Raw genomic sequence first — 26369 nt, 5'->3', positions numbered from 1 at the left:
CGGTCCAGGCTGCCCGACACGGTGGCCACGCCCTTCTGCACGGCGGCGTCGCTGATGTCGACCATCACCACGTTCAGTCCCACTACCGCGCAGGCCTGGGCGATGCCATTGCCCATGGTGCCGGCACCGACGATGCCTACTGTCCTGATTGCCATCTTCTCTTCCTCTGTCTGCTGGTTGCTTGCTGGATGCTTATGGATGTCTGGTTTCAGTCCGCCTGCTTGCCCAGCGCGGCGATGATGCGTTCGGCATGCCCCTTGAGCACTTCCGGCTCCTGCATGTCGCGCGCGTGGCCGCGCAGCGCCTGGTCGTTGTAGCGCGGCACGATGTGGAAATGGATGTGCGGCACGGTCTGGCCCGCCGCTGCGCCGTTGAACTGGCCGATCGAGATGCCGTCGGGGCTGAAGGCGGCGCGCACCGCGCGCGCCACGCGCTGGGTGGCCACGATGGCCGCCTGTGCGCCGTGCTCCGACAGGTCGAAGAGATTGGCCGCGGCTTCCTTGGGCACCACCAGCGTATGGCCATCGGCCTGCGGCATGATGTCCATGAAAGCGATGGTGTCGTCGTCCTCGTACACCTTGATGCACGGCATCTCGCCACGCAGGATCTTCGCAAAGATATTGTTCGGGTTGTACTGGCTGTCCATGGTCTTGTCTTGCGGTTGTCTCGGGATTTGTTGCCGCCAGCGCTATGTTGCGCTTGCTGCGCAGTTACGGTGCGGCGCAGCATTCGAGTGTAACGCAGGGCGGCCCTTCACTGCGGCCGCCCTGCGCGATTACCGGTCAGCGCGTGAATCCGGGTCTACATATTGCGCCGGTACTGCCCGCCCACCTCGAACAGGGCGTGCGTGATCTGCCCCAGCGAGCAGACCCGCACCGCGTCCATCAGCACCGCAAACACGTTCTGGTTGTCGATCACGGCCTGGCGCAGCCGCTGCAGCATCGCCGGGGCTTCGTCGGCATGGGCTTGCTGGAAGGACTGCAAGCGGTCGAGCTGGCTCTGCTTCTCGGCCTCGCTGGAGCGCGCCAGCTCCAGCTTCTGCGGGACCGGGTCGCCATCCGGATTGCGGAAGGTGTTCACGCCGATGAGCGGCAGTGTGCCGTCGTGCTTGAGCTGCTCGTAGTAGAGCGACTCTTCCTGGATCTTGCCGCGCTGGTAGCCGGTCTCCATTGCGCCCAGCACGCCGCCGCGCTCGGCGATGCGCTCGAACTCCTGCAGCACCGCTTCTTCCACCAGGTCGGTCAGTTCCTCGATCAGGAAGCTGCCCTGGTTGGGGTTCTCGCACTTCGCCACGCCCCATTCGCGGTTGATGATCAGCTGGATCGCCAATGCGCGGCGCACCGATTCGCCCGTAGGCGTGGTGATGGCCTCGTCGTAGGCATTGGTGTGCAGCGAATTGCAGTTGTCGTAGATCGCGATCAGCGCCTGCAGCGTGGTGCGGATATCGTTGAAATCGATCTCCTGCGCATGCAGCGAGCGCCCCGAGGTCTGGATGTGGTACTTGAGCTTCTGGCTGCGTTCGTTGGCGCCGTACTTGTCGCGCATCGTCACCGCCCAGATGCGGCGCGCGACACGGCCGAGCACGCTGTACTCGGGATCCATGCCGTTGGAGAAGAAGAACGACAGGTTGGGCGCGAAGTCGTCGATATGCATGCCGCGCGCCAGGTAGGCTTCGACGTAGGTGAAGCCGTTGGAGAGCGTGAAGGCGAGCTGCGAGATCGGGTTCGCGCCGGCCTCGGCGATGTGGTAGCCGGAGATCGACACCGAGTAGAAATTGCGCACCTGGTGGTGCACGAAGTACTCCTGGATATCGCCCATCACCTTGAGCGAGAACTCGGTGGAAAAGATGCAGGTGTTCTGGCCCTGGTCTTCCTTGAGGATATCGGCCTGCACCGTGCCGCGCACGTTCTGCAGCACCCAGGCGCGGATCTTGGCCTCTTCGTCGGCGGTGGGGTCGCGCTGGTTGTCGGCGCGGAACTTGTCGAGCTGCTGGTCGATGGCGGTGTTCATGAACATCGCCAGGATGGTCGGCGCGGGGCCGTTGATGGTCATCGACACCGACGTCGACGGACTGGTCAGGTCGAAGCCGTCGTACAGCACCTTCATGTCGTCGAGCGTGGCGATCGACACGCCCGAGTTGCCGACCTTCCCGTAGATGTCGGGCCGCACGTGAGGGTCTTCGCCGTACAGCGTGACCGAGTCGAACGCGGTCGACAGGCGCTTGGCATCCATGCCCTCGGACACCAGCTTGAAGCGCCGGTTGGTGCGGAAGGCATCGCCCTCGCCGGCGAACATGCGCGTCGGGTCCTCGTTCTCGCGCTTGAAGGCAAAGACGCCGGCGGTGTACGGGAAGCTGCCGGGCACGTTCTCGCGCATCAGCCACTTCAGCACCTCGCCGTCGTCCTCGAAGCGCGGCAGAACCACCTTGCGCACCCTGGTGCCTGACAGCGTCGTGGTGACGAGGCCGGTGCGGATCTCCTTGTCGCGGATCTTCACCACGTATTCGTCGCCGCTATAGGCTTCGCGCATCTGCGGCCACATCGCCAGCAGCTTGCGCTCGACCTGGCCGAGGGCAGTGTCGCGCTCCGCGGCGAGCGCATCGAGTGCGGTGCCGCCGTCGCCCTGGCCCTGCGCGGCCCGCAGCATGCGGCTCGATTCGCGCAACTGCTGGCGTTCGCGTGCAAGGCGGCTTTGCTCGGACACGCGGCGGTGGTAGCCACGCACGGTATCGGCCAGCTCGGCCAGATAGCGGCTGCGTGCCGGCGGCACGATCACGTTCTGGCCGGTAGAGATGCGCCCCCACAACTCGGGCAGCGCGCCGGGGCGCAACTTCAGGCCGCGCTCGGCCAGCGCCGCGCGCAAACCCTGGTACAACATGGTCACGCCATCGTCATTGAAGCGCGACGCCTGCGTGCCGTACACCGGCATGTCCTCGGCCTTGCCATGCCATTGCTCGCGGTTGCGCTGCACCTGCTTGGCCACATCGCGCCACGCATCCTGCGCCCCCTTGCGGTCGAACTTGTTGATGGCGACAAAGTCGGCAAAGTCGAGCATGTCGATCTTCTCGAGCTGGCTGGCCGCGCCGAACTCGGGCGTCATCACGTACAGCGACACGTCCACGTGCGGCACGATCGCCGCGTCTCCCTGTCCGATGCCGGAGGTCTCCACGATCACCAGGTCGAAGCCCGCCACCTTGCATGCCGCGATCGCGTCCGGCAATGCCTCCGAGATCTCCGAGCCCGCCTCGCGCGTGGCCATCGAGCGCATGAAGATGTTCGGATGGTTGATCGCGTTCATGCGGATGCGGTCGCCCAGCAGCGCGCCGCCCGACTTGCGGCGCGACGGGTCGATCGAGATCACGGCGATCGACAATGCGTCCTGCTGGTCGAGGCGGAAGCGGCGGATCAGTTCGTCGGTCAGCGACGACTTGCCGGCGCCGCCGGTGCCGGTGATGCCGAGGACCGGGATCGCGGCCTGCTGCGCCTGCGCGTGCATCGCCTGCACCAGCGCGGCCTCGGCCTTGCCGTTTTCCAGCGCGGTAATCAACTGCGCCAGCGCACGCCGGTCGCCGCCGGCAACAGGATCGAGCGAGGTGGGCGCGTAGCGCGACAGGTCGATGTCGCAACGCTGCACCATGTCGGCAATCATGCCGGCCAGGCCCATGCGCTGCCCGTCCTCCGGACTGTAGATGCGCGCCACGCCGTAGGCCTGCAGAGCGCGGATCTCGTCCGGCACGATCACGCCGCCGCCGCCGCCGAAGACCTGTACATGCTCGCCGCCCTTTTCGCGCAGCAGGTCGACCATGTACCGGAAGTACTCGACGTGGCCGCCCTGGTAGCTGGAAATGGCAATGCCCTGAGCGTCTTCCTGCAAGGCCGCCGTGACCACTTCCTCGACCGAGCGGTTGTGGCCCAGGTGGATCACCTCGCAGCCGTGCGACTGCAGGATGCGGCGCATGATGTTGATCGAGGCGTCATGGCCGTCGAACAGCGACGCCGCCGTGACAAAGCGCACCTTGTTGGCCGGACCGCGGCCCTGCTGCACCGGCTTGGGCTGCGGCGCGCCGCGGCGCACATCATGCACATCGGAAAGGTCGGTCATTGTCTCCACCGTCTCTGGGTATTGGCTGCCACCGCGAGGTCCGCCTCGGGTGCCGTTCTGTGCCGGCTTGGCTGGAGTTGCGCGGGCTTGCCCCGGACTTGGGCTGGTCGATTATATGACGTTGACGTAAACGTCAATCAATGGGGCAGAACCCCAACGGCGCGGCGCAGCGGTGCTTATAGAGTAGGTGGCCGCGGAGGATTGCAGGCAAGCAAAAGGCCACCTTGCGGTGGCCTTCCTCGGTACTTCGCCAGCAATGCCGGATATCACCGGCACAACGCCCATATCCGCGGGCATTCCCCAAACGCATCCGTGCTGTGCTCTTCGACCCTGTGCCGCAGCGCGTGCAGCCACGCCGCCATCCGCCGCACCGACCAGGGCGCCGGCGTCTGGGCCAGCGTAAAGCGTGCCCCCGGGCCATCACCCGACAGCCATACGCGATAGCCCTCCGGCAGCGCCAGTTCCTGGCCGGGCTCCAGCCAGATATCGTCGGGATTGCCTTCGACCGTCACCCACAGCTTGCCCGCCGCCGCGCAGACGGTCTGCCCGTAGCCGGCGCGCCAGCTCACTGGCTGTCCGGGCTCGTCCAGTTCGAAAGTCCGTAGTTCGCGCATGATGCTCTCCTGATCAGCCTGGCGGTCTCGATCTCTCCGCCATGCTTCCATTATTCGCATCCCTCACTACAATCCCATGTACAGTTGTGAACAGTTTTCGATGCACTGTTCAGTAGTTTCCCCTGACAGTTGCACTCATATCCCGGTTTCCCCCGGCTGCCTGCCTATGAAACTCATATTAGATGCTTCCACCGGGATTCCACTGACCGATCAGATCGTCAACGGCGTGAAGTCGTGGATCGGTAACCGCGAAGCGCGGCCGGGGGCAAAGCTGCCCTCGATCCGCCAGCTGGCGGCAGAAAATGGCATCAGCCGCTTTCCCGTGATCGAGGCCTATGACCGGCTGGTGTCGCAGGGGCTGCTGGATTCGCGGCAGGGGTCGGGCTTCTACGTGGCGGACAGCCCGCTCGCGGGACGCTCGGCGCGCGGCTGGTCGGACCCCAGCCTGGCGGAGGATCTTTCCGACCACATCCTGGAGCAGTTCAACCATCCCAGCAGCACGCTGAAACTGGCCGGCGGCTTCGTACCCGAGAGCTGGCGCGACGTGGAAGGGCTGCAGCAGGCGATCCGCGCGATCTCGCGCACCGAGATCGACAGCGTGATCCACTACGCCACGCCGCTGGGCCATCCGGAACTGCGCCGGCAGGTGCTGCTGCGCGTGCGCCAGCTCGGCATCGCGGCGGAACTGCCGCAGGTGCTGATCACCACCGGCGCCAGCCAGGCGCTGGACCTGGTGGTGCGCCACCTGCTCAAGCCGGGTGATACCGTGTTCGTGGAGGATCCCGGCTACTACAACCTGTTCGGCCTGCTGCGGCTGCATGGTGTGCAGCTGGTGGGCGTGCCGCACACGCCCCTCGGCCCGGACCCCGACGCGTGCGAGGCGCTGCTGCGCCAGCACAAGCCCAAGCTGTTCTTCACCAACAGCGTATTGCAGAATCCCACCGGCGCCACGCTGGCGCCGCCGGTCGCGTTCCGGCTGCTGGAGCTGGCGCGCCGGCACGGCTTCCGCTTTGTCGAGGACGATATCTTCTCCGACTTCCAGACGCACTTCACCGACCGTCTGGCCACGCTGGACCAGCTCGAGCACGTGATCTACATCGGCGGGTTTTCCAAGACGGTGTCGGCGTCCCTGCGGATCGGCTACGTGGTGGCCGACAAGGCGCTGGTCAAGGACCTGGTCGACGTGAAGGTGCTGACCAGCGTCGCCGGCTCGCACTTCGCGGAAGCGGTCACGGCGGCGCTGCTGGAGCGCGGCGGCTATCGCAAATACATCGAGCGGCTGCGCCTGCGCGTGCGCGAGGCGTCGGCCAGCGCGGTGCGGCAGCTGACCGGCTGCGGCTGGGAGGTGTTCTGCGAGCCCAGCGGCGGCAATTTCCTGTGGGCGCGGCCGCCCGTCATCGAGGATTCGCGCGACCTGGTGGCGCTGGGCGAGGAATACGGCGTGACGCTGGCGCCGGGCAATTACTTCCGGCCCGGCGGCGAAACCTCGGCCTGGATCCGCATCAACGCCGCCTATGCCAACGAGCCGCGCGCGGTGGCCTTTATGAAGGCCGCGTCGGAGCGCCGCGCGCGCTGACGCTCAGCCGCCGTGGTTATGCAGTACGGCGTTGCGCCGCGCGTAGGCGAAGTAGATCACCAGCCCCAGTGCCAGCCACACCAGGAAGGCGATCCAGGTCAGTGCCTGCAGGTGCGCCATCAGGAACAGGCAGAAGCCGATCGCCAGCAGCGGCACCACCGGCACGCCCGGGCAGCGGAACGCGCGCGGCAGGTCGGGACGGATCCTGCGCAGCACCAGCACCGCCACCGAGATCAGCGTAAAGGCGGCCAGCGTGCCGATATTGATCAGCTCGGCCAGCACGTTCAGCGGCACGAAGCCGGCGATCGCGGCAAAGATCAGTCCCACGGTCCAGGTGGCGAAGTAAGGCGTCGCATGCACGGGGTGCACCGACGACAGCCGCTCCGGCAGCAGCCCGTCGCGCGACATGGCGAAGATCACGCGAGTCTGGCCGTAGGTCATCACCAGGATCACCGTGGTCATGCCCAGGATCGCGCCCAGGTCGACAAAGCCCGCGACCCAGTTCTGCCCGGCGTATTGCAGCGCCAGCGACACCGGGTGGTCGACGCCGGCAAACCTGGCGAACGGCACGATGCCGGTCATGATCGCCGCCACCACGACATACAGCACCGTGCATACCGCCAGCGAACCGATGATGCCGATCGGCAGGTCGCGGCGCGGGTTGCGCACTTCCTCGGCCGCCGAAGTCACTGCGTCGAAGCCGATGAAGGCGAAGAACACCAGCGCCGCCGCATTGAAGATGCCGCTGAAGCCAAACGGCGCGAACGGCTCCCAGTTGGCCGGCTGCACGTGCCAGACTCCGACCGCGATAAACAGCAGCACCACGCCGATCTTCACCGCCACCATCAGGTTGTTCACGCGCGCGGATTCGCGCACGCCGTAGGACACGACCCAGGTGATCGCCAGCATGATCAGGCAGGCCGGCAGGTTGATCATCGTCTCCACACCCGGCACCGCGCCCGGCGCGGCAGTCAGCGCCGCCGGCAGCTTCAGCCCGAAGCCCGCCATCAACGACTGGAAATACCCCGACCAGCCCACCGACACTGCCGAGGTGGCCAGCCCGTACTCCAGCAGCAGGTCCCAGCCGATCATCCACGCGACGATCTCGCCGAGCGTGGCATAGCTGTACGTATAGATCGATCCCGATACCGGGATGGCCGAGGCAAACTCCGCGTAGCACAAGGCGGCAAAGCCGCACGCCAGCGCGGCGATGACGAAGGACACGGTCAGCGCCGGCCCGGCGGTCAGCGCGCCGGTGCCGGTCAGCACGAAAATCCCGGTGCCGATGATGGCGCCGATGCCCATCATCACCAGGTCGACCGGACCCAGCACCTTTTTGAGGCCGTCATCGCGCGCGACGGCCAGCATCGCTTCGATGTCCTTGGTGCGGAACAAACTCATTCAGACTCCTGCAGCATTGGCCGGGGCGCCTGCTTCTGCCTTGGCGGCGGCCCGGAAAAAGCGCGCTAGTTTACGCCTGCCGCACTGCGCAGGCGTCACATTCAGCGTCCGTGCCCGGCGGGCACGGCATCGGAATGATAGGGAACGCGCGATCGTCCGGTGCTGACCGGCAGCAATCCGGCCTCAGCCGCCGCAGCCAGGCGCGGAAAGGACGCCGTCGACACGCGCCAGCGCGGTGGCGAGCGGGTCCAGCATGAGCATGGCGGTGCCGGCGAGCGCCAGCACCGCCAGGGCGACGATCCGGGCGTGCCGCGGGCCCGGCATCGTGCATGCGGCCGCCACCAGCGGAGCCAGCGTGGCGGTCACCAGGAGAAGCCTCAGCGGCATCGCGCCGACTTAACGGCTTGGCGCAACAGCCGGTCCCTGGCCATCGTCCTCCACTGGCAACGTCCCCGCACGGCGCAGCCCGAACCACGAGCATGCTGCCGAGCAAAGCGTGATCGCGACCAGCGCGACGATGGTGTGGCGGTAGCTGCGCGTGGCATCGAACGACCACGCGCCCAGCTGCACCGTCAGGAAGGCACCGAGCTGGTGGCCCAGGAACAGCAGCCCGAACACCTTGCCCTTGATCCGGTTGCCATAGCGCTCGAAGCAGAACATCGAGGTCAGGATCACCGTGCCCAGGTAGCTGGCGCCGAAGCCCATCGCGAAGGGCAGCACGCCAAGGCCCGGCACCAGCAGCAGCACCATCGACAGCGAGCGCAGCGCATAGAACCCCGCCAGCAGGCGATGCTTGTCCCACCGCAACGCCAGCGCGCCCGAGACGATGCCGCTGGCCAGTTCCAGCACGCCAAGCGTGCTCAGCGCGGTACCCATCGCCAGCCGCGGCACACCTTGCCCTTGCCAGTAGGCCACCAGGTGCACGTCGATGAAGGCCATGGTCGCGCCGCATCCGAAGAAGCCCGCTGCCAGCGCATAAAAGACGGGGTCGCGCCGGACCAGCGCCCATGCCGAGACCTCCGCCGCCTGCAGTGCCGGCGCGGCTCGCGGCTCCCGGCGCGAGGCCAGCCACAGCGCGCCAGCCACCGGCAGCGCGAACACCACGCCCGCCACGCCGAAGGCCGTGGTCCACCCTGCCTGCGGCTGCAGCCAGATCCACAGCGGCGACAGCACGATGAATCCAATTGCGGTTCCGTTCGTCACGACCGCGTAAGCCAGGCCCTTCCTGCGCTCCTCGAACAGGCGATCGACCAGGATGCCCATCGGCACGAAGGTCATCGCCGCCAATCCGAAGGCGCCCGCCAGCCCGAACGCCAGCACGAAGAAAGCGAGCGACTGGTGCCACCACGCCACGCTGGCAAGCGCCAGCCCTGCGGCCAGTGCTCCCGCCGCCGCCGTGCGCAGCGGCCCGACGCGATCGCTCAGTGCGCCGACCACCGGCGACATCAGCCCCGTCGCCAGCATGAACACGCTGCCGGACCAGGCGAACTGCGCGCGGCCCTGGCCGAAGTGGGTCGCGAGGTCGACGAAATACACCTGGTACAGGCCCTTCACCGCGGTCGAGACGAACATCGCGGCAAAGCCGATGGCAACCAGCGCGAGGGTGATGGCGGGGATGCGGGTGCGGGTCATGGCGGTTCCTCGGTTCATGCATGGTGCGGGCCTGCCGACATGCTAAGCAACGCCATGCTCTCGCCACGGCAATGCCGCAGACCAGAAAAGCAAATTTTCAGCCACCGGCGTCGCAACGGGGCCGGATCGCGCGAGAATGGCGGCATCGGACCGTTCGACCTTTCTTGCCGCGATGACCAACGCCTATCTGCTGGTGCTGCCCAAGGTCCACATGCTCGACCTTGGCGGCCCGCTCCAGATCTTGTCCAGCGTATCGGAACTGGGCATCGCACCGCTGCGGGTCCGCTGCGCCGGACCACATTCGAGCGTGACGTCGTTCCAGGGGCCGGCGCTGGGCCAGGTCGAACGGCTGCCTGCGCGCGTGGCGCCCGGCGACGTGGTGCTGGCCATCGGCAGCAAACTTCTGGACACGCTGACGACTTCGCCGGCGTGGCGCGATAGCGCCGCGTGGCTCAGGGAAACGTTTGCGGACGGCAGGAATGCCGACGTACAGGTCGGCGCCGTCTGCACCGGCGCTTTCCTGCTGGGCGCCGCCGGCCTGCTCGACGGCCGCCTGTGCACCACCCACCATGCACACACCCGCCGCCTGCGCGCGCGGCACCCCGCTGCGTCGGTCGTGGACAACCGGGTGTTCGTTCGCGACGGCAATATGTGGACATCGGCCGGCGTGGCCTCTGGCATCGACCTCGCGCTGCGGCTGGTCGCCGACGCCTATGGCGACGACGCCGCCATCGCCGTCGCGCGCGACAACGTCGTGCCCTTCCGGCGCTTCAGCGGCGATCCGCAGCTGGCGCCGCAGTTCCGCGCGCGCTCGCATGGCAACGCGCTGGTACATGCGGTGCAGGACGCGATCGCACGCGAGCTGGACGCCAATGTCGCCGACCCGCGCTTCGCCGACCGCTTCGCCATCAGCGTGCGGCACCTGTCCCGCATCTTCCATGAGGAAACCGGCCTGACGCCCAAGCAATACCAGCTCACGCTGCGCATGGCGCGCGCGCGCAAGCTGCTGGCGTCATCGAGCCTTGCCGTGGAGGAAATTGCGTTGAAGAGCGGCTTCGCCAGCGTGCAGGCCTTCCGTGCCTGCTGGAACAAGGCCGAGCCGGCCACGCCGAGCGCCTATCGCCTGGCTACCACCGGCAATCCGCAAACCGTATAACTCATTACGCCCCGCGCAGCGCAGCCGAAGGCGTTCCTACCACACCGCCCGCAGCAGGGGCCACCCAACAGCTCTGGGCTGTCCAAACATCGCTTCAACGCCGAACCCCGTGGCGCACCAAGGCGTCAGGCAGTTGTGCTCTGCAACGAAGCCCAGCCCCGTTCGAAAGTCCCCGCACACTACGATAAGAGTGGCCGCCCGCAGGGCCGTAAACGCGCTTTTTGGTGACTTTTTGTCGCTCGGTGACTCGTCATGGATATGGTTAACACTTTCGATGGCCACGGCGCGCGCCGTGGCTTGCAATCAGAAAGCCGGCCCAGAAAACTCGAAGGGCCGGCGGCAATGCGATGCGGCGTGCGCCGCTTACTTGATGTCCTGCAGCGCCTTCTTCACCGTATCGAACAGCTCGCCGATCTGCGCTTCCGAGATGATCAGCGGCGGCGAGAACGCCAGGATGTCGCCGGTGTAGCGCACCAGCACGCCTAGCTCCAGGCACTTGAGGAAGGCCTCGTAGGCACGCGCGCCGGGCTGGCCCGGACGCGACTCCAGTTCGATCCCGGCCACCATGCCGAAGTTGCGGATGTCCTTCACGTGCGGCGCGCCACGTACGCTGTGCACCGCCGCTTCGAACACCGGCGACAGCTCGGCCGCGCGGCCGAACAGGTTCTCGCGCTGGTACAGGTCGAGCGTGGCGACGGCAGCGGCAGCGGCCAGCGGGTGGCCGGAGTAGGTGTAGCCGTGCAGCAGCTCGATCGTGCCCGGCGCGGCAGCGTTGATCACGGCGTCGTGCACCTCGCGGCGCACCGCGACGGCGCCCATCGGCACCGCGGCGTTGTTGATCGCCTTGGCCATCGTGATCAGGTCCGGCGTGACGTTGAAGCGCTCGGCAGCGGTGGCCGCGCCGAGGCGGCCGAAGGCGGTGATCACTTCATCGAAGATCAGCAGGATGCCATGCTTGCTGGTGATCTCGCGCAGCTTTTCCAGGTAGCCGACCGGCGGCACCAGCACGCCGGCGGAGCCGGCCAGCGGCTCGACGATCACGGCGGCGACGTTGGCCGGGTCATGCAGCGCGAGGATGCGCTCCAGCTCGTCGGCAAGGTGCGCGCCCCATTGCGGCTGGCCCTTGGAGAAAGCGGCCTCGGCGATGTTGAGCGTGGCCGGCAGGTGGTCCGTGCCCGGCATCAGGTTGGCAGAAAAGGCCTTGCGGTTCGGGCCGATGCCGCCCACCGCCATGCCGCCGAAGCCCACGCCGTGGTAGCCGCGCTCGCGGCCGATAAAGCGGGTGCGCTGGCCTTCGCCGCGCGCGCGGTGGTACGCCAGCGCGATCTTCAGCGCGGTGTCGACCGACTCGGAGCCCGAGTTGGTGAAGAAGATGCGGTCCAGCCCCTGCGGCATGAGCGCGGCAACCTTGGTGGCGGCCTCGAACGACAGCGGGTGGCCCATCTGGAACGGCGGCGCATAGTCCAGGGTGGCCGCCTGGCGCGCGACGGCGTCGGCGATCTCCTTGCGGCAGTGGCCCGCGGCCACGCACCAGAGGCCGGCGCAACCGTCCAGGATCTGGCGGCCGTCGTGGGTGGTGTAGTACATGCCGCTTGCCGAAGCCAGCAGGCGCGGCGCCGCCTTGTACTGGCGGTTGGCGGTGAAGGGCATCCACAGGGCATCGAGATCGGGAATCACGGTCTTGGCGGCGTCCATACGTCCTCCTCGGGGCAATTGGAAATTAGGCGGGTCGGTTGGCTGATGCCGGTACGGCACCGCTGCGAGTGGCGAGCACAGCGGGACCGGAACGGCGGCAATGACGGCCACTCTACCGGCGGCGTCTGGCCGACAAAATATACAGTCCGGACAGCAACGCCTTACCGTACAGTTTGATCATGCAAAACCGTACAGGCAAGCAGCCGCGGCGCCCACCGGGCCATCACCCTGCCACGTGGCGCTTGCCGGCGCCGTGCGGCATCCCACGCTGCACTGCGGCAATTTTCGCAACGCGGGATGACACGGCGCGCGGCGCCCTGTGGAGCCCGCTAAACTGTACAGGTTCGCGCCTTCCGAGGTGCATGGTGCAACGCTTCCGATGCTGACCCTGAACCTGACCCGCAGCCGCCGCGGCGGCGAAACCCTGACCGAGCAGATCGTCGCCGGCATCGCCGCGCTGGTGGAGGAGCGCGTGCTGCGTGCCGGCACCACGCTGCCCTCGGTACGCCGCTTTGCCCAGCACCACCAGGTCAGCACCTTCACCGTGGCCGAGGCCTACGGGCGGCTGACCGCGCTGGGCTACCTGGCCGCGCGGCCGGGTTCCGGCTACACCGTGGCGCATCGTCACGCGCCCACCGGCAGCGCCCGTGCACCGCAATGGGAAGCGCCGGGACTGAACGCGGCCTGGCTGCTGTCGGACGTGTTCGCCGACCATTCCGTGCCGATCAAGGCCGGCGCCGGCTGGCTTCCAGGCGACTGGCTCAACGAGGAAGGGTTGCACCAGGCCATGCGGGCCTCTGGCCGGGTGCCGGCGGCACAGCTGTCAGGCTACGGCCATCCCTATGGATTCGCGCCGCTGCGCGAGCATATCGCCACCGGCCTCGGCCAGTACGGCATCCCGCTGCAGGCGCAGCAGGTGGTGCTGACGCAGGGCGCGACACAGGCGCTGGACCTGGTGGTGCGCACGCTGCTGCGCGCGGGCGACACCGTGCTGGTGGAATCGCCCTGCTATTGCAACCTGCTGCAGATCCTGCGGCTGGCGGGGCTGCGCGTAATCGGCGTGCCGCGTTCGGCGGCCGGGCTCGACACCGATGCGCTCGACGACGCGATCCGCGCCCATGCTCCACGCGCCTTCTTCGTCAACACCGTGCTGCAGAACCCGACCGGCGCCAGCCTCAGCAGCATGAACGCCTTCCGCGTGCTGCAGCTCGCCGAGCAGCACCAGCTGCTGGTGGTGGAAGACGATATCTACCGCGAGCTGGCACCGGCCGGCTCGCCGATGCTGGCGGCAATGGACGGGCTGTCGCAGGTGGTCTACGTGAACGGCTTTTCCAAGACCATCACGCCGTCGCTGCGCGTGGGTTACCTGGCTGCCAGTCCGGACCTGGCCAAGGCCTTCGCGCGGACCAAGATGGCGGTCGGGCTGACCTCGTCGGAAGTGACCGAGCGCCTGGTCTACTCGGTGCTGACCAGCGGCCACTACGGCCGCCACGTGGCCGCGCTGGCCGAGCGGCTGCGCGCGCAGCAGGACCTGGTGATGGAAAAGATGGAGGCGCACGGCCTGGAGGTGCTGCTGCGCCCCGAAGGCGGGATGTTCGCCTGGGCGCGGCTGCGCGACGACATCCAGCAGCGGCTGCAGGCAAGCCGGCGCGGCGAGCCGCTGGGCGGCAACCGCCTGGCCACGCTGGCGCTGGAGCACGGCATCTGGCTGGCGCCGGGCTCGTACTTCGAGCCGGACGAGGCCGATTCGCCGTGGATCCGCTTCAACGTGGCCACCGGCGACGCTCCGCAGCTGTGGCAGTTCTTCGACAGCCTGGCGCAGGCGCCGCGTGCCGCCGCTGCCTGAGAGCCGGCTCCATCAGAAGTGGTAGCGCGGGTAGCCGGTATGGAAGTTGGCGCCGGGGTTGGGCTGTTGTTGCTCGTGGCGGGGGCGCGGGCCGGCGCCGCTCCCAGGGTGCCGCCTCAGCTCCAGAGGCGGTCGACGACCCAGCCTGCGGTGGCGCAAACGCCCACCCAGGTCACCAGTGCGATAGCGATAAAACGGTATGTCATCTCAGAACGACAATAAACTCGTTGCGGGAATATGAATCTTTCGCAAAATCATACATCCATTCATGAATGTATGTAAGCAGCAATCAGATTTCCCTGAGATAGCCTGGGGACTTTTCGTAACGTGGGAAGGCAAGGAAGCGCCTGTTGCGGCACGCAACAGGCGCTGATGCGGCTGGATGCCGCGGGTCGGCGGGGTAACCGGTGCCGGATCCTTCAGCCGCGCAGGAACGGCAGCACTTCTTCCAGCAGCCGCTCCGGCACCTCTTCGGCGATGTAGTGACCGCACGGCAGCGCATGCCCGCGCACGTGCCGCGCCACCTTGCGCCATTCGTCGAGCGGACGGAAGCACTGACCGACGGCGCCCTGCTCGCCCCACAGCGCCAGCATCTCGCACTCGACCATGCGGCCCGCGGCGAGATCGGCGCGGTCATGCTCGAGGTCGATGGTGGCACTGGCGCGGTAGTCCTCGCACAGCCCGTGCGCGGCACCGGGCAGGCTCAGGCAGCGCAGGTACTCGGCCATGGCGGCGTCGGTGAACGGCGCCAGCCCGGCGCTGCGGGCACCCATGGTCTGGCGCAGGTAGAGCGCGGGGTCCGCTTCGATCAGCGTTTCCGGGAACGGCGCCGGGCGGATCAGGAAGAACCAGTGCCAGTAGGCGCGGGCAAAGGCCTCGCTGGTCTGCGCGTACATCGCCAGCGTGGGCGCAATATCCAGCGTCACCAGCCGCGTCACCGCCTGTGGATGATCCAGCGCCAGCCGGTGCGCCACGCGCGCGCCGCGGTCGTGCGCCAGCACGCTGAACCGTTCGAAGCCGAGCGCGCGCATCAGCGCAAGCTGGTCGGCGGCCATGGTGCGCTTGCTGTAGTTGGCATGGTCCGGCAAACCCGCGGGCTTGCCGCTGTCGCCATAGCCGCGCAGGTCGGCTGCCACCACGGTGAAATGCCGCGCCAGCTCGGGCACCACCTTGTGCCAGATCGCGTGTGTCTGCGGGTGGCCATGCAGCAGCAGCAAGGCCGGCCCCTGGCCGCCGGCCACCGCGTGGATGGCAACGTCGCCGCAGTCGACCCGGTGCGGCATGAATCCTTCGAACATCGTCTGTCTCCATGGCCGACCCGCGGCCGTCTGAACCGTGCCGGCTAGTGTAATCACTAAGCAGCGCGACAGGATTTCCTGCGACGACACTCATTCGGTCGATGGATTCATGAATTCATCCCTGCCGGCACGCCCCTGTCTCCGGCAGGGATGCAGCCGGTCGCACAGCGGCGCTCTGCTACCCTTGCAGCATCCGTACTGACTTCCAGCCACAGCAAGATCCGACCATGCATACCCAAGACCTGTCCGCATGGACCCACAGCCATACCTTCGACGGGGGCAACCGCGACGCCGAGCGCGGCACGCGCCTGGTGATGGTGATCACCGCCATCGTGATGGTGGTGGAAATCGCCGCCGGCCTCTGGTTCAACTCGATGGCGCTGCTGGCCGATGGCTGGCACATGAGCTCGCACGCGCTGGCCATCGGCCTGTCCGCCTTTGCGTACGCAGCCGCGCGCCGCTACGCCAGCGACCGGCGCTTTGCCTTTGGCGCCTGGAAGATAGAAGTGCTGGCTGCCTTTGCCAGCGCGGTATTCCTGCTCTGCATTGCCGCGCTGATGGCTGCGGGTTCGGTCGAGCGGCTGTTCAGCCCGCAGGAAATCCATTACCGCGAGGCCATGGCCGTGACCGCGCTGGGCCTGCTGGTCAACCTTGGCTGCGCGCTGATCCTGGGCGGACATGCGCACGGGCACGGGCACGATCATGAGCATGGCCATGGACATCACCACCATGGCCACCATGGCCACCATGACCACGATCATCACCACCGCCACCACGACATCAACCTGCGCGCGGCCTACGTGCACGTGCTGGCCGATGCCGCCACCTCGGTGCTGGCCATCGTGGCGCTTGCCGGCGGCTGGTGGCTGGGCTGGGCCTGGCTAGACCCGGTGATGGGACTGGTGGGCGCGGCGCTGGTCGGCAAGTGGGCGATCGGCCTGCTGCGCCAGAGCGGCACCGTGCTGCTGGACCGCGAGATGGACCACCCGGTGGTCGAAGAAGTGCGCGAGGTGCTTGCCGGGCTCGACCGCGACGGCCGCCCTGGCGAAGAAGGGATCCGCGTGACTGACCTGCATGTCTGGCGCGTCGGCCGCCAGCACTTTTCCTGCATCGTCTGCCTGGTCACGCATGACGCCGCGCTGACGCCGCAGCGCGTGCGCCAGGCGCTGTCCGTGCATGAGGAGCTGGTGCACGTGACCGTCGAGATCAGCCGCTGCGAGGGCACGCACTGACAATGCAGCACGCGCACCAGGCCTGGCGCGCGGTCTCAGCTCAGCTCACACCACATGCACAGCGGCGGCGTATCGGTATGCCGCTGGAATTCGCTGGACGACAGCACCTCCTGCGGCAGCTTCGATGCCGGCACCAGCGTAAAGCCGTAGCGCGCGAAATAACTTGGGCAACTCGAGGCCAGCAGCACCGCGCGCTGCAGGCCATTCGAGCGCGCGCGCATCAGCGCGGCGCGCACCACGTGCGTGGCAACGCCCCGATCGCGGTGCTCGGGCAGCACGGCGACCGAGCGGATCACCACGGTCTGGCCGAAGGGCTCGCCGGCTGCGCAACCGATGATCCGCGATTCGAGGATCGCGACATGGAAGTGCTCCAGCACGCGGAACACATCGTCGGTCGGCAGGCCGCAGCGCTCCAGCACCGCCCCCACCGCTGGCGCGTCCGAGGGCACCGCCGCCCGGATCCGCAGGTCTTTCATCATCAGGAGCCTCTCTTCTTCACATCACTTGGCGACGGGAACACCATGGAAGCCCGGCATGGTTGCGCCGCCATCCAGGCAGCGCGCTGCGCACGCAGGCCGGTCCGGCGTGACTGCGAAACACTACCCGATTCGGTCGCTTTGTACCATCCGGGAAGAACAGGGCAAACCGGTGTCGGAAATTGCCCGCGGCATTCTGCACAGGGCCACGCGGCTATTCGGCGCAGGCGCACCCCCGCGCGTGCGTCACGCGACTCAGGGTGCGAAGAAAGGGGAATGTCGCTGCCAGGAAGAAAAACTGGAGGCGGGGATCCGGAATCGAACCGTCGTATACGGCTTTGCAGGCCGTTGCATCACCACTCTGCCACCCCGCCGTGGATCACGCGCCATCCCGGCGCGTCGTGCTGCGGGCCGCAGTGTAGCGGGAAATGGAAAAGTCTGCAGGGCGCTGCGCGAGCGCCCGCGACGGCAGTCAGTCGCCGATCTCGCCCATGGCCGACTGCACGTAGTTCTGCAGGCCGACCTTGCCGATCAGTTCGATTTGCGACTCGAGCCAGTCGATATGCGATTCGGTCGCTTCCAGGATATCGACCACCACCTCACGCGAAACATAATCGCCGATCGACTCCAGATACTTGATCGCATCCTTGCAGCTGGCCTGCGAAACCTGTTCCAGCTTCAGGTCGCAGCCGAGCATTTCTTCGGTGTTCTCGCCGAGCAGCAATTTGTCGAGGTCCTGCAGGTTGGGCAAGCCATCGAGCAGCAGGATGCGCTCGATCAGCTTGTCGGCGTGCTTCATTTCCTCGATCGATTCCTCGTACTCGTGCTTGCCCAGGGCATTGAGCCCCCAATGCCGGTACATGCGCGCGTGCAGGAAATACTGGTTGATGGCGGTCAGCTCATGCCGGAGCTGAACATTGAGCATCTGAATCGCTTTCTTGTCGCTTTTCATGACAGCACCAACGACCCCTCGATACTGGTGGATCAATTCTCATTATCATGGCCAGCAGCACTGCTGCGGCCAATATCGCTTCGCGCCTTTCATGGTAGGCCGGCAAAGGGGGACATCAAGCAAATTCGGCCGATATTGACCGATTATCCAGCGTTATTGCACATGAGAATGGCAATGGTTTCCATTCTATTTTCGCTAGCGCATGAAAAGCCGCATCCGGCATTAATACCCGAGCCTTCCGGACACATATTGCAAATAAAAAAACGGGCGCACACGGCATATTGCCGCGCCGCCCGCCATGAGAGGAAATCGGAAGCAGATCAGTCGAGGCGCGCGCCCGAGTCCGCCACCAGCGTCTTCAGCACCGGCCAGTCGCGCGCATAGAGCGCCTGCGCCTCGGCCGGCGAGCTGCCCACCGGGCGTACCCCCAGCCCGACCATGCGCGCCTGCATGTCGGGCGTCTGCAGGATCGCCCTCACCTCGCTTTCGAGCTTGGCCACAATGGTCGCCGGCACGCCGACCGGCGCCACCAGCCCGATCCAGCCCACCGTCTTGAACGCGCTGTCCTGCATGCCCAGCTCGGCAAAGGTCGGCATCGCAGGCAGCGCGCTGCTGCGCTGCGTGCCGGTAACGGCCAGCGCCTTGAGCTTGCCGCTCTCGATATACGGCCTGGCCGTCAGGATGCTGGCAAAGCCGAACTGCACCTGCCCGCCAAGCAGGTCCTGCAGCATCGGCGCCTCGCCCTTGTAGGGCACGTGCGTGGCGTTGCCGCGCGTAAGCTTGCTGAGGTAGGCGCCGCTCAGGTGCGACAGCGATCCCACGCCCCACGAGGCATAGGTAGCCTTGCCCGGCTGGGCGCGCGCGTAATCCCCCAGCTCGCGCGGCGTGCGCGCCGGCACCGACGGGTGCGCCACCAGCACCAGCTGCGCGTCGGCGAGCACGCTGATCATGGTCAGGTCCTTGCGCGGGTCGTACGGCAGCTTCTCGAATAGGAACTGGTTGGTCAGCACCGACTGCGTCAGCGTCATCAGCAGCGTGTAGCCGTCCGGCGCCGCCTTGGCCACGGCATCGGTACCGATGATGCCGGAGGCGCCGGCCTTGTTTTCCACCACCACCGGCTGGCCCAGGCGCTTGCTGAGTTTCTCGCCCATGGCGCGGGCGATGGTGTCGGTGCCGCCACCGGCCACGTATGGCACCACCAGGCGGATCGGCTTGGCCGGATAGGTCTGTGCAGCGGCCGGCAAGCCGAGGCTGAGCGAAAGCCCGCTGACTGCGAGCGCGAGCCATGCGCGTCGATTCATGTCGTCTCCAGTTGTCTTGATTGTCTTTATGTCTTGGAGGACAACGGTAGCGGGCTTGAGAAAGTACGTCCAATGCAATATTTTTCAGATTTCCATGCATGAATACTTAGATTAATGGGCCTGCGCCAGCTGCATCACTTCGTCACCCTGGTCGAACAGGGCAGCTTCGCGCGCGCGGCCGCGGCGCTGCACCTGTCGCAGCCGGCACTGACGCGCAGCATCCAGGCGCTGGAGGCCGACCTCGGCACCCTGGTCGACCGAAGCTACGGCAAGGTACGCCCCACAGCCGCCGGCGCGCTGGTGCTGGAACGCGCGCGCCGCATGCTGCGCGAAAGCCGTGAACTGCGCCGCGACCTGCAGCTGCTGGACGAGGTGGAGATCGGCGAGATCCGCGCCGGCTTCGGGCCGTTCGCGGCATCGTTCCTGCTCGACCCGGTGCTGGAAGCGCTGGTGCGGCGCTACCCGCGCCTGCGCATCGACGTGGAGACCGCCGACACCACCACCATGCTGCGCGCACTGGAAGCCGAACGGCTCGATGTCTTTGTCGGCGAAAGCCGCAGCCTGGCGCAGCTCGGCCACCTGCAGATCGAGCGCCTGCCGGCGCTGGAGACCGGCCTCTTCGTGCGCGCCGCGCACCCGCTGGCGCAGCAGCGCGACATCAGCCTCGCCGCGTTGCGCGATTACCCGGTGGCAGGCCCACGGCTGCCCGCGCATATCCACCAGTTCTTCCGCGAGGCAATGCTGGCGGCCAGCAACGGCACGGCCGGGGACGACAGCGCCGGCCTGCTCACCGTCACCTGCAACGACATGCATGCGCTGCGCGCACTGATGCTGGCCGGCGACGCGGTCGCGCTGGTGCCGGTGGCGATGATGGCCGACGCCTGCGCGCAGGGCGCGGCGGTGCCGCTGCGGATGCGCCCGCGCCACGATTTGCGCGCGCAGTATGGCATCGTGTCGCTGTCCGGGCATACCCCGTCGCCGGCAACGCGCGCGTTCGTGGCGCAGGTGCACGCGGCGCTGGCGGACTACCCGGCTGCGGGCGCGAGCGCCATCCCGGTTCGCTAGACACTTTCAGGGCGGCCCGGGAAAAATCTTCAGATCGCGAACCGGACCGGCGTGCTATGTTGGCCGCGGGGCACACCGTCATCCCAGGCGCTCCGGAGGCTCCGACATGCCAACCAACACCGCTCGCCGGCTGCTAGCTGCCCTTGTCCCCGCGCTGCCGCTGCTGGGCACAGCTACCAGTGCCAGCGGCACCGAGGGCGCGCTCGGCCGGCCCGTCACCGGAACCAGCGTCACGCCCAATGCCGGCATCGTCTCACCCGAACCCATCCTGGCGGTCAACCTCGGCGAGATCTACCTCGACGGATCGATCGGCGGCAGCCGCAGCGTGCCGATTGGCGGCAGGGCAGCCGTCGACGTCGACGGCAAGGTCGCCTTCACGCTGGCCACGGTGATGAAAGTCTGGGACACCGGGCCCGGCGCGTGGAACCTTGCCTCCAGTTTCACGCTGCCCTACGTGTGGACCAGGGTCACGGCCAATGTCGGCATCGGCAGCGTCAGCGGCCGTACGCAAGACACCGCGTCGAACCTGTTCGACATCTATTTCACGCCGCTGGCCGCCGGCTACCACTTCTCCAAGACCGAGCATGTGGCGCTGAGCCTGAACATCTGGGCGCCGACCGGCAAGTACGATCCCAACGCACTGGCCAATCCCAGCCTGAACAACTGGACCTTTATCCCGCAGGTGGCCTACACCCGGCTGTTTCCGGAGCACGGGCTGGAATTCGATGCGGTGGCCGGGCTCCAGTTCTACACGCGCAACAATGCCACCGATTACCAGAATGCGCCGCTGTTCACGCTCGACACGATGCTGCTCAAGCGCTTCGGCAACGGCGCCGGCGCAGGCCTGATCGCCGGCACCACGCAGCAACTGGGCGACGACAGCGGTCCGCTGGCGGACCGCCTCGACGGCTTCCGCGGCCACGACTGGGCGCTGGGGCCGATCGTCACCTACGACACAAAAATCGGCGCGAAAAGCCACCTGTCAATGAGCCTGCGCTGGGTGCCGACCATCGCCAGCAAGAACCGGCTAAAGAGCACGAGCACGTTCATGGGGACGGCGGCGATCGTGTTCTGAACATGCCGCCGATCGTCCGCCGATCGTCCGCCGATCGTCCGCCGATAGTGCCGCCGATCAGCTTGCCGCCGCCGGCGCCAGCCCATCGTCCGGTGCGGCTGGCGCATGCGCGGCGAACCGGCGGCGCGAACGGCCGGGGTTCACGACAAGCAGCCCGACCAGGCCGCCCGCCAGCATCACCACGCCACACAGCGCCAGCCCAAGCTCAAAGCCGCGCGCCCCTGCGCGCTGTCGGACAAGCGGCTGGAGGTGGAGATGGCGCGGGCGTTCCTGTCGTATGTGGGGTAAAGGGGGGCACACTGACGTGCAAAGGCAAACAGGCCCCGAAGGGCCTCTTTGCCTGAGGAACGCCGCAGCAGGGACGCCAACAACGATGATGTCGTGGTGGTGGCCCCTGCCCCCGCTTCCTTACTCTACCGTCACCGATTTCGCCAGATTCCGCGGCTTGTCCACATCGGTACCACGCGCGCATGCCGTGTGATATGCCAGAAGCTGCAGCGGCACCACGTGCAGGATCGGCGACAGGTCGCCATAGTGCTCGGGCATGCGGATCACCTGGATACCGTCCGACGACTGGATCTGCGTATCGCTGTCGGCAAACACATAGAGACGGCCGCCGCGCGCGCGCACTTCCTGGATGTTGGACTTGAGCTTTTCCAGCAGCGCGTCGTTGGGCGCGACCGTGACCACCGGCATGGCTTCGGTCACCAGCGCAAGCGGGCCGTGCTTCAGTTCGCCCGCAGGGTATGCCTCGGCGTGGATGTACGAGATTTCCTTGAGCTTGAGCGCGCCTTCGAGCGCGATCGGATAGTGCAGCCCGCGGCCCAGGAACAGCGCGTTCTCGCGGCGCGCGAAGTCTTCGGACCAGGCGATGATCTGCGGCTCCAGCGCCAGCACGCCGTGCAGTGCGGCCGGCAGGTGGCGCAGGTTGGCCAGATCCTTGGCCTCGGCTTCCTCGGTCAGCAGGCCGCGCACCTTGGCCAGCGCCAGCGTCAGCATGTACAGCGCGGCCAGCTGCGTGGTGAAGGCCTTGGTCGAGGCCACGCCGATCTCGGTGCCGGCGCGGGTCAGGAAGCGCAGCTCGGTCTCGCGCACCATGGCGCTGGTGGCGACGTTGCAGACCGCCAGCGTGTGCACATGGCCCAGCGCGCGCGCGTGGCGCAGCGCGGCCATGGTGTCGGCGGTTTCGCCCGATTGCGAGATCACCACCACCAGCGCGCGCGGGTTGGGCACGGTGTCGCGATAGCGGTATTCGCTGGCGACCTCGACCTGGGTCGGGATCTTGGCGATGCTTTCGAGCCAGTACTTGGCGGTGCAGCCGGAATAGTAGCTGGTGCCGCAGGCCAGGATCAGCACGCTGTCGATGCCTGCAAAGACTTCCGCGGCGTTGTCGCCGAACAGCGCCGGCGTGATGCCTTCCACGCCTTCCAGCGTGTCGCCCAGCGCGCGCGGCTGCTCGAAGATTTCCTTCTGCATGAAATGGCGGTACGGGCCCAGCTCGACCGATGCGGCATGAGCCTCGACCAGGCGAGCTTCACGCTCGACCGCGTGGTCCTGCGCGTCATGGATGACGACGCCGTCGAGCGAGATCTCGACCACATCGCCCTCTTCGAGGTAGATGATGCGGTTCGCGGTGCCGGCCACGGCGAGCGCATCGGACGCGAGGAAGGCCTCGTTCTCGCCCAGCGCCACCACCAGCGGCGAGCCGGCGCGGGCGCCGACCACCACGCCGGGCTGGTCCTTGGCGAACACGGCGATGGCATAGGCGCCGTGCAGGCGCTTGGTGACGGCGCGCACCGAGTCGAACAGGTCGCCGCGGGTGGCGCTGCTGGGATAGGTGTAGGCCTGGTGGATCAGGTGCGCGACGACTTCGGTGTCGGTCTGCGACTCGAAGCCGTAGCCGACCGCGCGCAGTTCGTCGCGCAGCGGCTCGTAGTTCTCGATGATGCCGTTATGCACCAGCGCGATGGTCTCGCCCGACAGGTGGGGGTGGGCGTTGGCGGTATCGGGCTTGCCGTGGGTGGCCCAGCGCGTATGCGCCACGCCGGTGAAGCCGGACAGGCCCGAAGCCTGCGTCTGCGCATCCAGGTCGGCCACGCGCGACACGGTGCGCGCGCGCTCGACCGCATCGTCGCGCACGACCGCGACGCCGCACGAGTCATAGCCGCGGTATTCCAAGCGGCGCAGCCCCTCGATCAGGACCGGAACGATATTGCGCGTCGAAACCGCGCCGACGATGCCACACATGCTGAACCCCCGTTGCTGGCGCCCACTGCGGCGCCCTATCCAATCAATCGCGCCGCCCGTCCGGGCCGGCGCTTTCCATGGCCGCTCACGCGGCGGCCGGACGATTACTTCTTCGGCTGCTTGACCGGACGCTGCCAGGCGTCGACGGTCATCTGTTTGGCGCGTGACAGCGTCAGCTTGTCCGCGGGCGCTTCCTTGGTCAGGGTGGTGCCCGCTCCCAGCGTGGCGCCGCGGCGTACCGTCACCGGCGCCACCAATTGCGTATCGGACCCGATAAAGACGTCGTCCTCGATCACCGTACGGTGCTTGTTCACACCGTCATAGTTGCAGGTGATCGTGCCGGCGCCAATATTGACGCGCGAACCCACTGTGGCGTCTCCAACATAGGCAAGGTGGTTGGCCTTGCTGTGCGCGGCCACCTGGGCATTCTTCACCTCGACGAAGTTGCCGATATGGACATCTTCGCCCAGTTCGGTGCCCGGGCGCAGCCGCGCGTACGGCCCGATGCGTCCGGCAGGACCGATCCTGGCACTGTCGACATGGCAGAACGGGTGCAATTGCGCGCCGGCGCCCACGGTGCTGTTGCGGATCACGCAGTGGGCGCCGATGCTGGCGCCGTCTTCCAGGTGCACGCGGCCTTCGAACACGCAGCCGACATCAATGGTGACATCGCGCCCGCAAGTCAGCTCGCCCCGCACGTCGATGCGCGCCGGATCCAGCAGCGTCACGCCGGCTTCGAGCAGGCGGCGGGCCTGGTTGCCCTGGTGGATGCGTTCGACTTCAGCGAGCTGCAGCTTGCTGTTGACCCCGAGCGTCTCCCAGATCGCTGCCGGCTGCGCCGAAACGATCTCGACGCCTTCCGTGGCGGCGCGCTCGACCGTGTCGGTCAGGTAGTACTCGCCCTGGGCATTGTCGTTGCCGAGCATCGACAGCCAGCGCCGGAGGTGGCCCGTCGGGCACACGATGATGCCGGTATTGATTTCGCGGATAGCCTTGACGGCCTCACTGGCATCCTTTTGCTCGACGATGCGGACGATGCTGCCCCCGGCGTCGCGTACGATACGGCCATAGCCGGTGGGATCGGGCATTTCGACCGTCAATACGCCGAAGCGCTCGTTGCCGGCCTCGGCCACCAGTGCCTTCAGCGTGGCCGCGGTTGTGAGCGGCACGTCACCGTACAGAACCAATGTAGGCTGGCCGTCGTCCAACAATGGAAGTGCCTGCATCACCGCATGGCCCGTGCCTAGCTGCTGGGCCTGTTCGGCGAAGGCGACATCGTCGGCGGCGACCGCCTCGCGCACATGCGCGGCGCCGTGGCCGACGACCACGACCAGCCGCGACGGCGACAGCGCGCGAGCCGTATCCAGGACGTGCGCCAGCATTGGCCGCCCGGCCACCGGGTGCAATACCTTGGGCAAGTCGGAAACCATTCGCTTGCCCATGCCCGCGGCGAGAATGACGATATTCACAAGGAGACCCCTACGTGAGTGTGTCCGAAAATATTCTGAAAAACGCCAACCGGGTGATTCGCGGTCTTCGCCGCCCAGCTTGGCTGCAGGTCCAGGCCCGATCGGTGCGGAATCCCGCAAACCCTTGCCAGTCTTGGGCTGGCGGCGATCGAAGCGGCCCGGCTGCAATGCGCGCCGATTTTAACATGGCGAATTCTGCCCAACGCGGCGCTGTTTCCGAATTTCACAATCGTTGGGCGCGGCGGATTTTGGTGATTTTCGGCGCCGCGGCGCTGTGCGCATGCAGCGCGATGAAACTCGGCTACCAGCAGGGGGATCGGCTGGCCTACTGGTGGATTGACAATTATGTCGATGTCACCTCGGCCCAGGAGCCGCTCACGCGCGAGGCCATCGCGCGCTTCTTCGCCTGGCACCGCAAGTCTCAGCTGCCTGAAATCGCGAGCCTGCTGCAGCAGGCCAAGGCCGAGGTCCGCCAGCCGGTGACGCCAGCCATGGTCGAGCACTTCCAGGACGCCTCGCAGCAGCTGGCGCGCCGCTCTTACGAGCAGGCCATGCCCGACATGGCTGACCTGCTGCTGACGCTGACGCCCGACCAGATCGCCCGCATGGAGAAGAAATTCGCCGAGGGCAATGCCAAGTACCGCAAGAAATTCCTGAATTCCGACCCGGCCGAGCGGGTCGACGCCCGCTTTGACAAGGTGATGGACTACGCGCGGCTGGTCTATGGCGATTTCTCCGGCGAGCAGGAAAAGCAGATCCGTGCGGCGGTGCTGCCCGTGGTCGAGAACGCCGAGTCGCGCTACGCCGAACGGGTGGCGCGGCAGCAGGAATGGCTCAAGATGGTGCGCTACGTGCAGGCCACGCAGCCGTCCAGGCCGCAGGTGATGGACCTGCTGCGGCGCTTCCGCGAATACTGGCAGAACCCGCCTGGCAAGCATGCCGTGAGCCACGATGCCAGCCACAACGCCGGCATTGCACTGACCGTGGCGATCGCCAACATGACCACGCCGAAGCAGAAGGCGCATGCGCAGGACCGGTTCCAGAAGTGGATCGACGATACCAACGCGCTGATGCGGGAGAAGGCGCACGCCCCGGTGCAGGCAGCGGCGGCGAACTGAGTTTCGGCCACCCTCAATGCAAAATGCCCGCTCGCGCGGTAATGGCGTTCAGTTAAGGTCCTTTCTGAGGTACCGGACGGTGTAGCGCTTAGGCAGGGCTTTGACCACACGGGGG

Annotated in this window: 22 protein-coding genes and 1 tRNA gene; 8 read left to right on the top strand and 15 right to left on the bottom strand. The window is 67.0% G+C overall.

Annotated features, from left to right (window positions below; translation table 11 throughout):
• The 4 genes from J8I34_RS29935 to J8I34_RS29920 form a co-directional block, all read right to left on the bottom strand.
• A partial coding sequence (locus J8I34_RS29935; RefSeq protein ID WP_245176239.1) for a 3-hydroxyacyl-CoA dehydrogenase NAD-binding domain-containing protein occupies nt 1-155 on the bottom strand: 155 nt, incomplete at its 3' end.
• A 53-nt stretch (nt 156-208) separates the two neighbouring features.
• Nucleotides 209-646, bottom strand: coding sequence for an HIT family protein (locus J8I34_RS29930; protein ID WP_209807765.1), 438 nt, complete (start codon nt 644-646; stop codon nt 209-211).
• 155 nt (nt 647-801) lie between these two features.
• On the bottom strand, nt 802-4101 hold the full coding sequence (icmF, locus tag J8I34_RS29925; protein WP_209807763.1) for a fused isobutyryl-CoA mutase/GTPase IcmF: 3300 nt from the start codon (nt 4099-4101) through the stop codon (nt 802-804).
• Nucleotides 4102-4367: 266 nt separating this feature from the next.
• Complete coding sequence (locus tag J8I34_RS29920) at nt 4368-4715, bottom strand: DUF2917 domain-containing protein (protein ID WP_209775784.1); 348 nt, start codon at nt 4713-4715, stop codon at nt 4368-4370.
• A gap of 166 nt (nt 4716-4881) precedes the next feature.
• Here J8I34_RS29920 and J8I34_RS29915 point away from each other — a divergent pair, with 166 nt between their 5' ends.
• Complete coding sequence (locus tag J8I34_RS29915) at nt 4882-6291, top strand: aminotransferase-like domain-containing protein (protein ID WP_029047395.1); 1410 nt, start codon at nt 4882-4884, stop codon at nt 6289-6291.
• Nucleotides 6292-6294: 3 nt separating this feature from the next.
• Here J8I34_RS29915 and bcaP read toward each other — a convergent pair whose 3' ends face one another.
• The 3 genes from bcaP to J8I34_RS29900 all read right to left on the bottom strand — a co-directional run bounded on the left by bcaP (nt 6295) and on the right by J8I34_RS29900 (nt 9324).
• A complete protein-coding gene (gene bcaP / locus J8I34_RS29910; protein WP_029047394.1) occupies nt 6295-7692 on the bottom strand; it encodes a branched-chain amino acid transporter BcaP in 1398 nt (465 codons plus the stop codon).
• Between the two features lie 183 nt (nt 7693-7875).
• Nucleotides 7876-8079: a hypothetical protein gene (locus tag J8I34_RS29905; RefSeq protein ID WP_209807761.1), complete on the bottom strand. Its 204-nt coding sequence runs from the start codon at nt 8077-8079 to the stop codon at nt 7876-7878.
• 9 nt (nt 8080-8088) lie between these two features.
• On the bottom strand, nt 8089-9324 hold the full coding sequence (locus J8I34_RS29900) for an MFS transporter (protein ID WP_209807759.1): 1236 nt from the start codon (nt 9322-9324) through the stop codon (nt 8089-8091).
• A gap of 136 nt (nt 9325-9460) precedes the next feature.
• On the opposite strand from J8I34_RS29900, the gene J8I34_RS29895 reads away from it, so the two are divergent.
• On the top strand, nt 9461-10480 hold the full coding sequence (locus J8I34_RS29895) for a GlxA family transcriptional regulator (RefSeq protein WP_371748165.1): 1020 nt from the start codon (nt 9461-9463) through the stop codon (nt 10478-10480).
• Nucleotides 10481-10843: 363 nt separating this feature from the next.
• Here the strand turns inward: J8I34_RS29895 and aptA are convergent, their stop codons facing one another.
• Entirely contained in the window at nt 10844-12175 is a 1332-nt protein-coding gene (aptA, locus tag J8I34_RS29890) for an omega-aminotransferase AptA (protein WP_209775780.1), read from the bottom strand.
• A gap of 379 nt (nt 12176-12554) precedes the next feature.
• Here aptA and J8I34_RS29885 point away from each other — a divergent pair, with 379 nt between their 5' ends.
• On the top strand, nt 12555-14021 hold the full coding sequence (locus J8I34_RS29885; protein WP_209775779.1) for an aminotransferase-like domain-containing protein: 1467 nt from the start codon (nt 12555-12557) through the stop codon (nt 14019-14021).
• A gap of 419 nt (nt 14022-14440) precedes the next feature.
• On the opposite strand, the gene J8I34_RS29880 is transcribed toward J8I34_RS29885, so the two are convergent.
• Nucleotides 14441-15319 (bottom strand): alpha/beta fold hydrolase, encoded by an 879-nt coding sequence (locus J8I34_RS29880; protein WP_209775778.1) that lies wholly within the window; start codon nt 15317-15319, stop codon nt 14441-14443.
• Between the two features lie 227 nt (nt 15320-15546).
• Between J8I34_RS29880 and dmeF the strand changes: the two genes are divergently transcribed.
• Nucleotides 15547-16551: a CDF family Co(II)/Ni(II) efflux transporter DmeF gene (gene dmeF, locus J8I34_RS29875; RefSeq protein WP_209807757.1), complete on the top strand. Its 1005-nt coding sequence runs from the start codon at nt 15547-15549 to the stop codon at nt 16549-16551.
• 35 nt (nt 16552-16586) lie between these two features.
• On the opposite strand, the gene J8I34_RS29870 is transcribed toward dmeF, so the two are convergent.
• The 4 genes from J8I34_RS29870 to J8I34_RS29855 form a co-directional block, all read right to left on the bottom strand.
• Entirely contained in the window at nt 16587-17030 is a 444-nt protein-coding gene (locus J8I34_RS29870) for a GNAT family N-acetyltransferase (RefSeq protein ID WP_029047386.1), read from the bottom strand.
• 296 nt (nt 17031-17326) lie between these two features.
• Nucleotides 17327-17401 (bottom strand) — tRNA-Cys (locus tag J8I34_RS29865).
• A gap of 98 nt (nt 17402-17499) precedes the next feature.
• A complete protein-coding gene (bfr, locus tag J8I34_RS29860; RefSeq protein ID WP_029047385.1) occupies nt 17500-17979 on the bottom strand; it encodes a bacterioferritin in 480 nt (159 codons plus the stop codon).
• Between the two features lie 320 nt (nt 17980-18299).
• Nucleotides 18300-19280 carry a Bug family tripartite tricarboxylate transporter substrate binding protein gene (locus tag J8I34_RS29855; protein ID WP_209807749.1) on the bottom strand — a complete coding sequence of 327 codons (981 nt, stop codon included), beginning with the start codon at nt 19278-19280 and terminating at the stop codon, nt 18300-18302.
• 114 nt (nt 19281-19394) lie between these two features.
• On the opposite strand from J8I34_RS29855, the gene J8I34_RS29850 reads away from it, so the two are divergent.
• The 3 genes from J8I34_RS29850 to J8I34_RS29840 all read left to right on the top strand — a co-directional run bounded on the left by J8I34_RS29850 (nt 19395) and on the right by J8I34_RS29840 (nt 21708).
• Nucleotides 19395-20345, top strand: a complete 951-nt coding sequence (locus J8I34_RS29850) for a LysR family transcriptional regulator (RefSeq protein ID WP_209807747.1) — start codon at nt 19395-19397, stop codon at nt 20343-20345.
• 106 nt (nt 20346-20451) lie between these two features.
• Complete coding sequence (locus J8I34_RS29845) at nt 20452-21420, top strand: SphA family protein (RefSeq protein WP_209807745.1); 969 nt, start codon at nt 20452-20454, stop codon at nt 21418-21420.
• Nucleotides 21421-21525: 105 nt separating this feature from the next.
• Nucleotides 21526-21708, top strand: a complete 183-nt coding sequence (locus tag J8I34_RS29840; RefSeq protein ID WP_029047381.1) for a hypothetical protein — start codon at nt 21526-21528, stop codon at nt 21706-21708.
• Between the two features lie 120 nt (nt 21709-21828).
• Here the strand turns inward: J8I34_RS29840 and glmS are convergent, their stop codons facing one another.
• A complete protein-coding gene (gene glmS / locus J8I34_RS29835) occupies nt 21829-23667 on the bottom strand; it encodes a glutamine--fructose-6-phosphate transaminase (isomerizing) (RefSeq protein ID WP_209775774.1) in 1839 nt (612 codons plus the stop codon).
• Between the two features lie 104 nt (nt 23668-23771).
• Nucleotides 23772-25136 carry a bifunctional UDP-N-acetylglucosamine diphosphorylase/glucosamine-1-phosphate N-acetyltransferase GlmU gene (gene glmU, locus J8I34_RS29830; protein ID WP_209775773.1) on the bottom strand — a complete coding sequence of 455 codons (1365 nt, stop codon included), beginning with the start codon at nt 25134-25136 and terminating at the stop codon, nt 23772-23774.
• A 290-nt stretch (nt 25137-25426) separates the two neighbouring features.
• On the opposite strand from glmU, the gene J8I34_RS29825 reads away from it, so the two are divergent.
• A complete protein-coding gene (locus tag J8I34_RS29825) occupies nt 25427-26254 on the top strand; it encodes a DUF6279 family lipoprotein (protein WP_035877651.1) in 828 nt (275 codons plus the stop codon).
• The last annotated feature ends 115 nt before the right edge of the window (nt 26255-26369 follow it).

This window comes from Cupriavidus phytohabitans, from assembly GCF_017815025.1.
Taxonomy (GTDB): domain Bacteria; phylum Pseudomonadota; class Gammaproteobacteria; order Burkholderiales; family Burkholderiaceae; genus Cupriavidus.
Note: the sequence above shows the minus strand (reverse complement) of the source record. Positions and strands in the feature narration are given on the sequence as shown.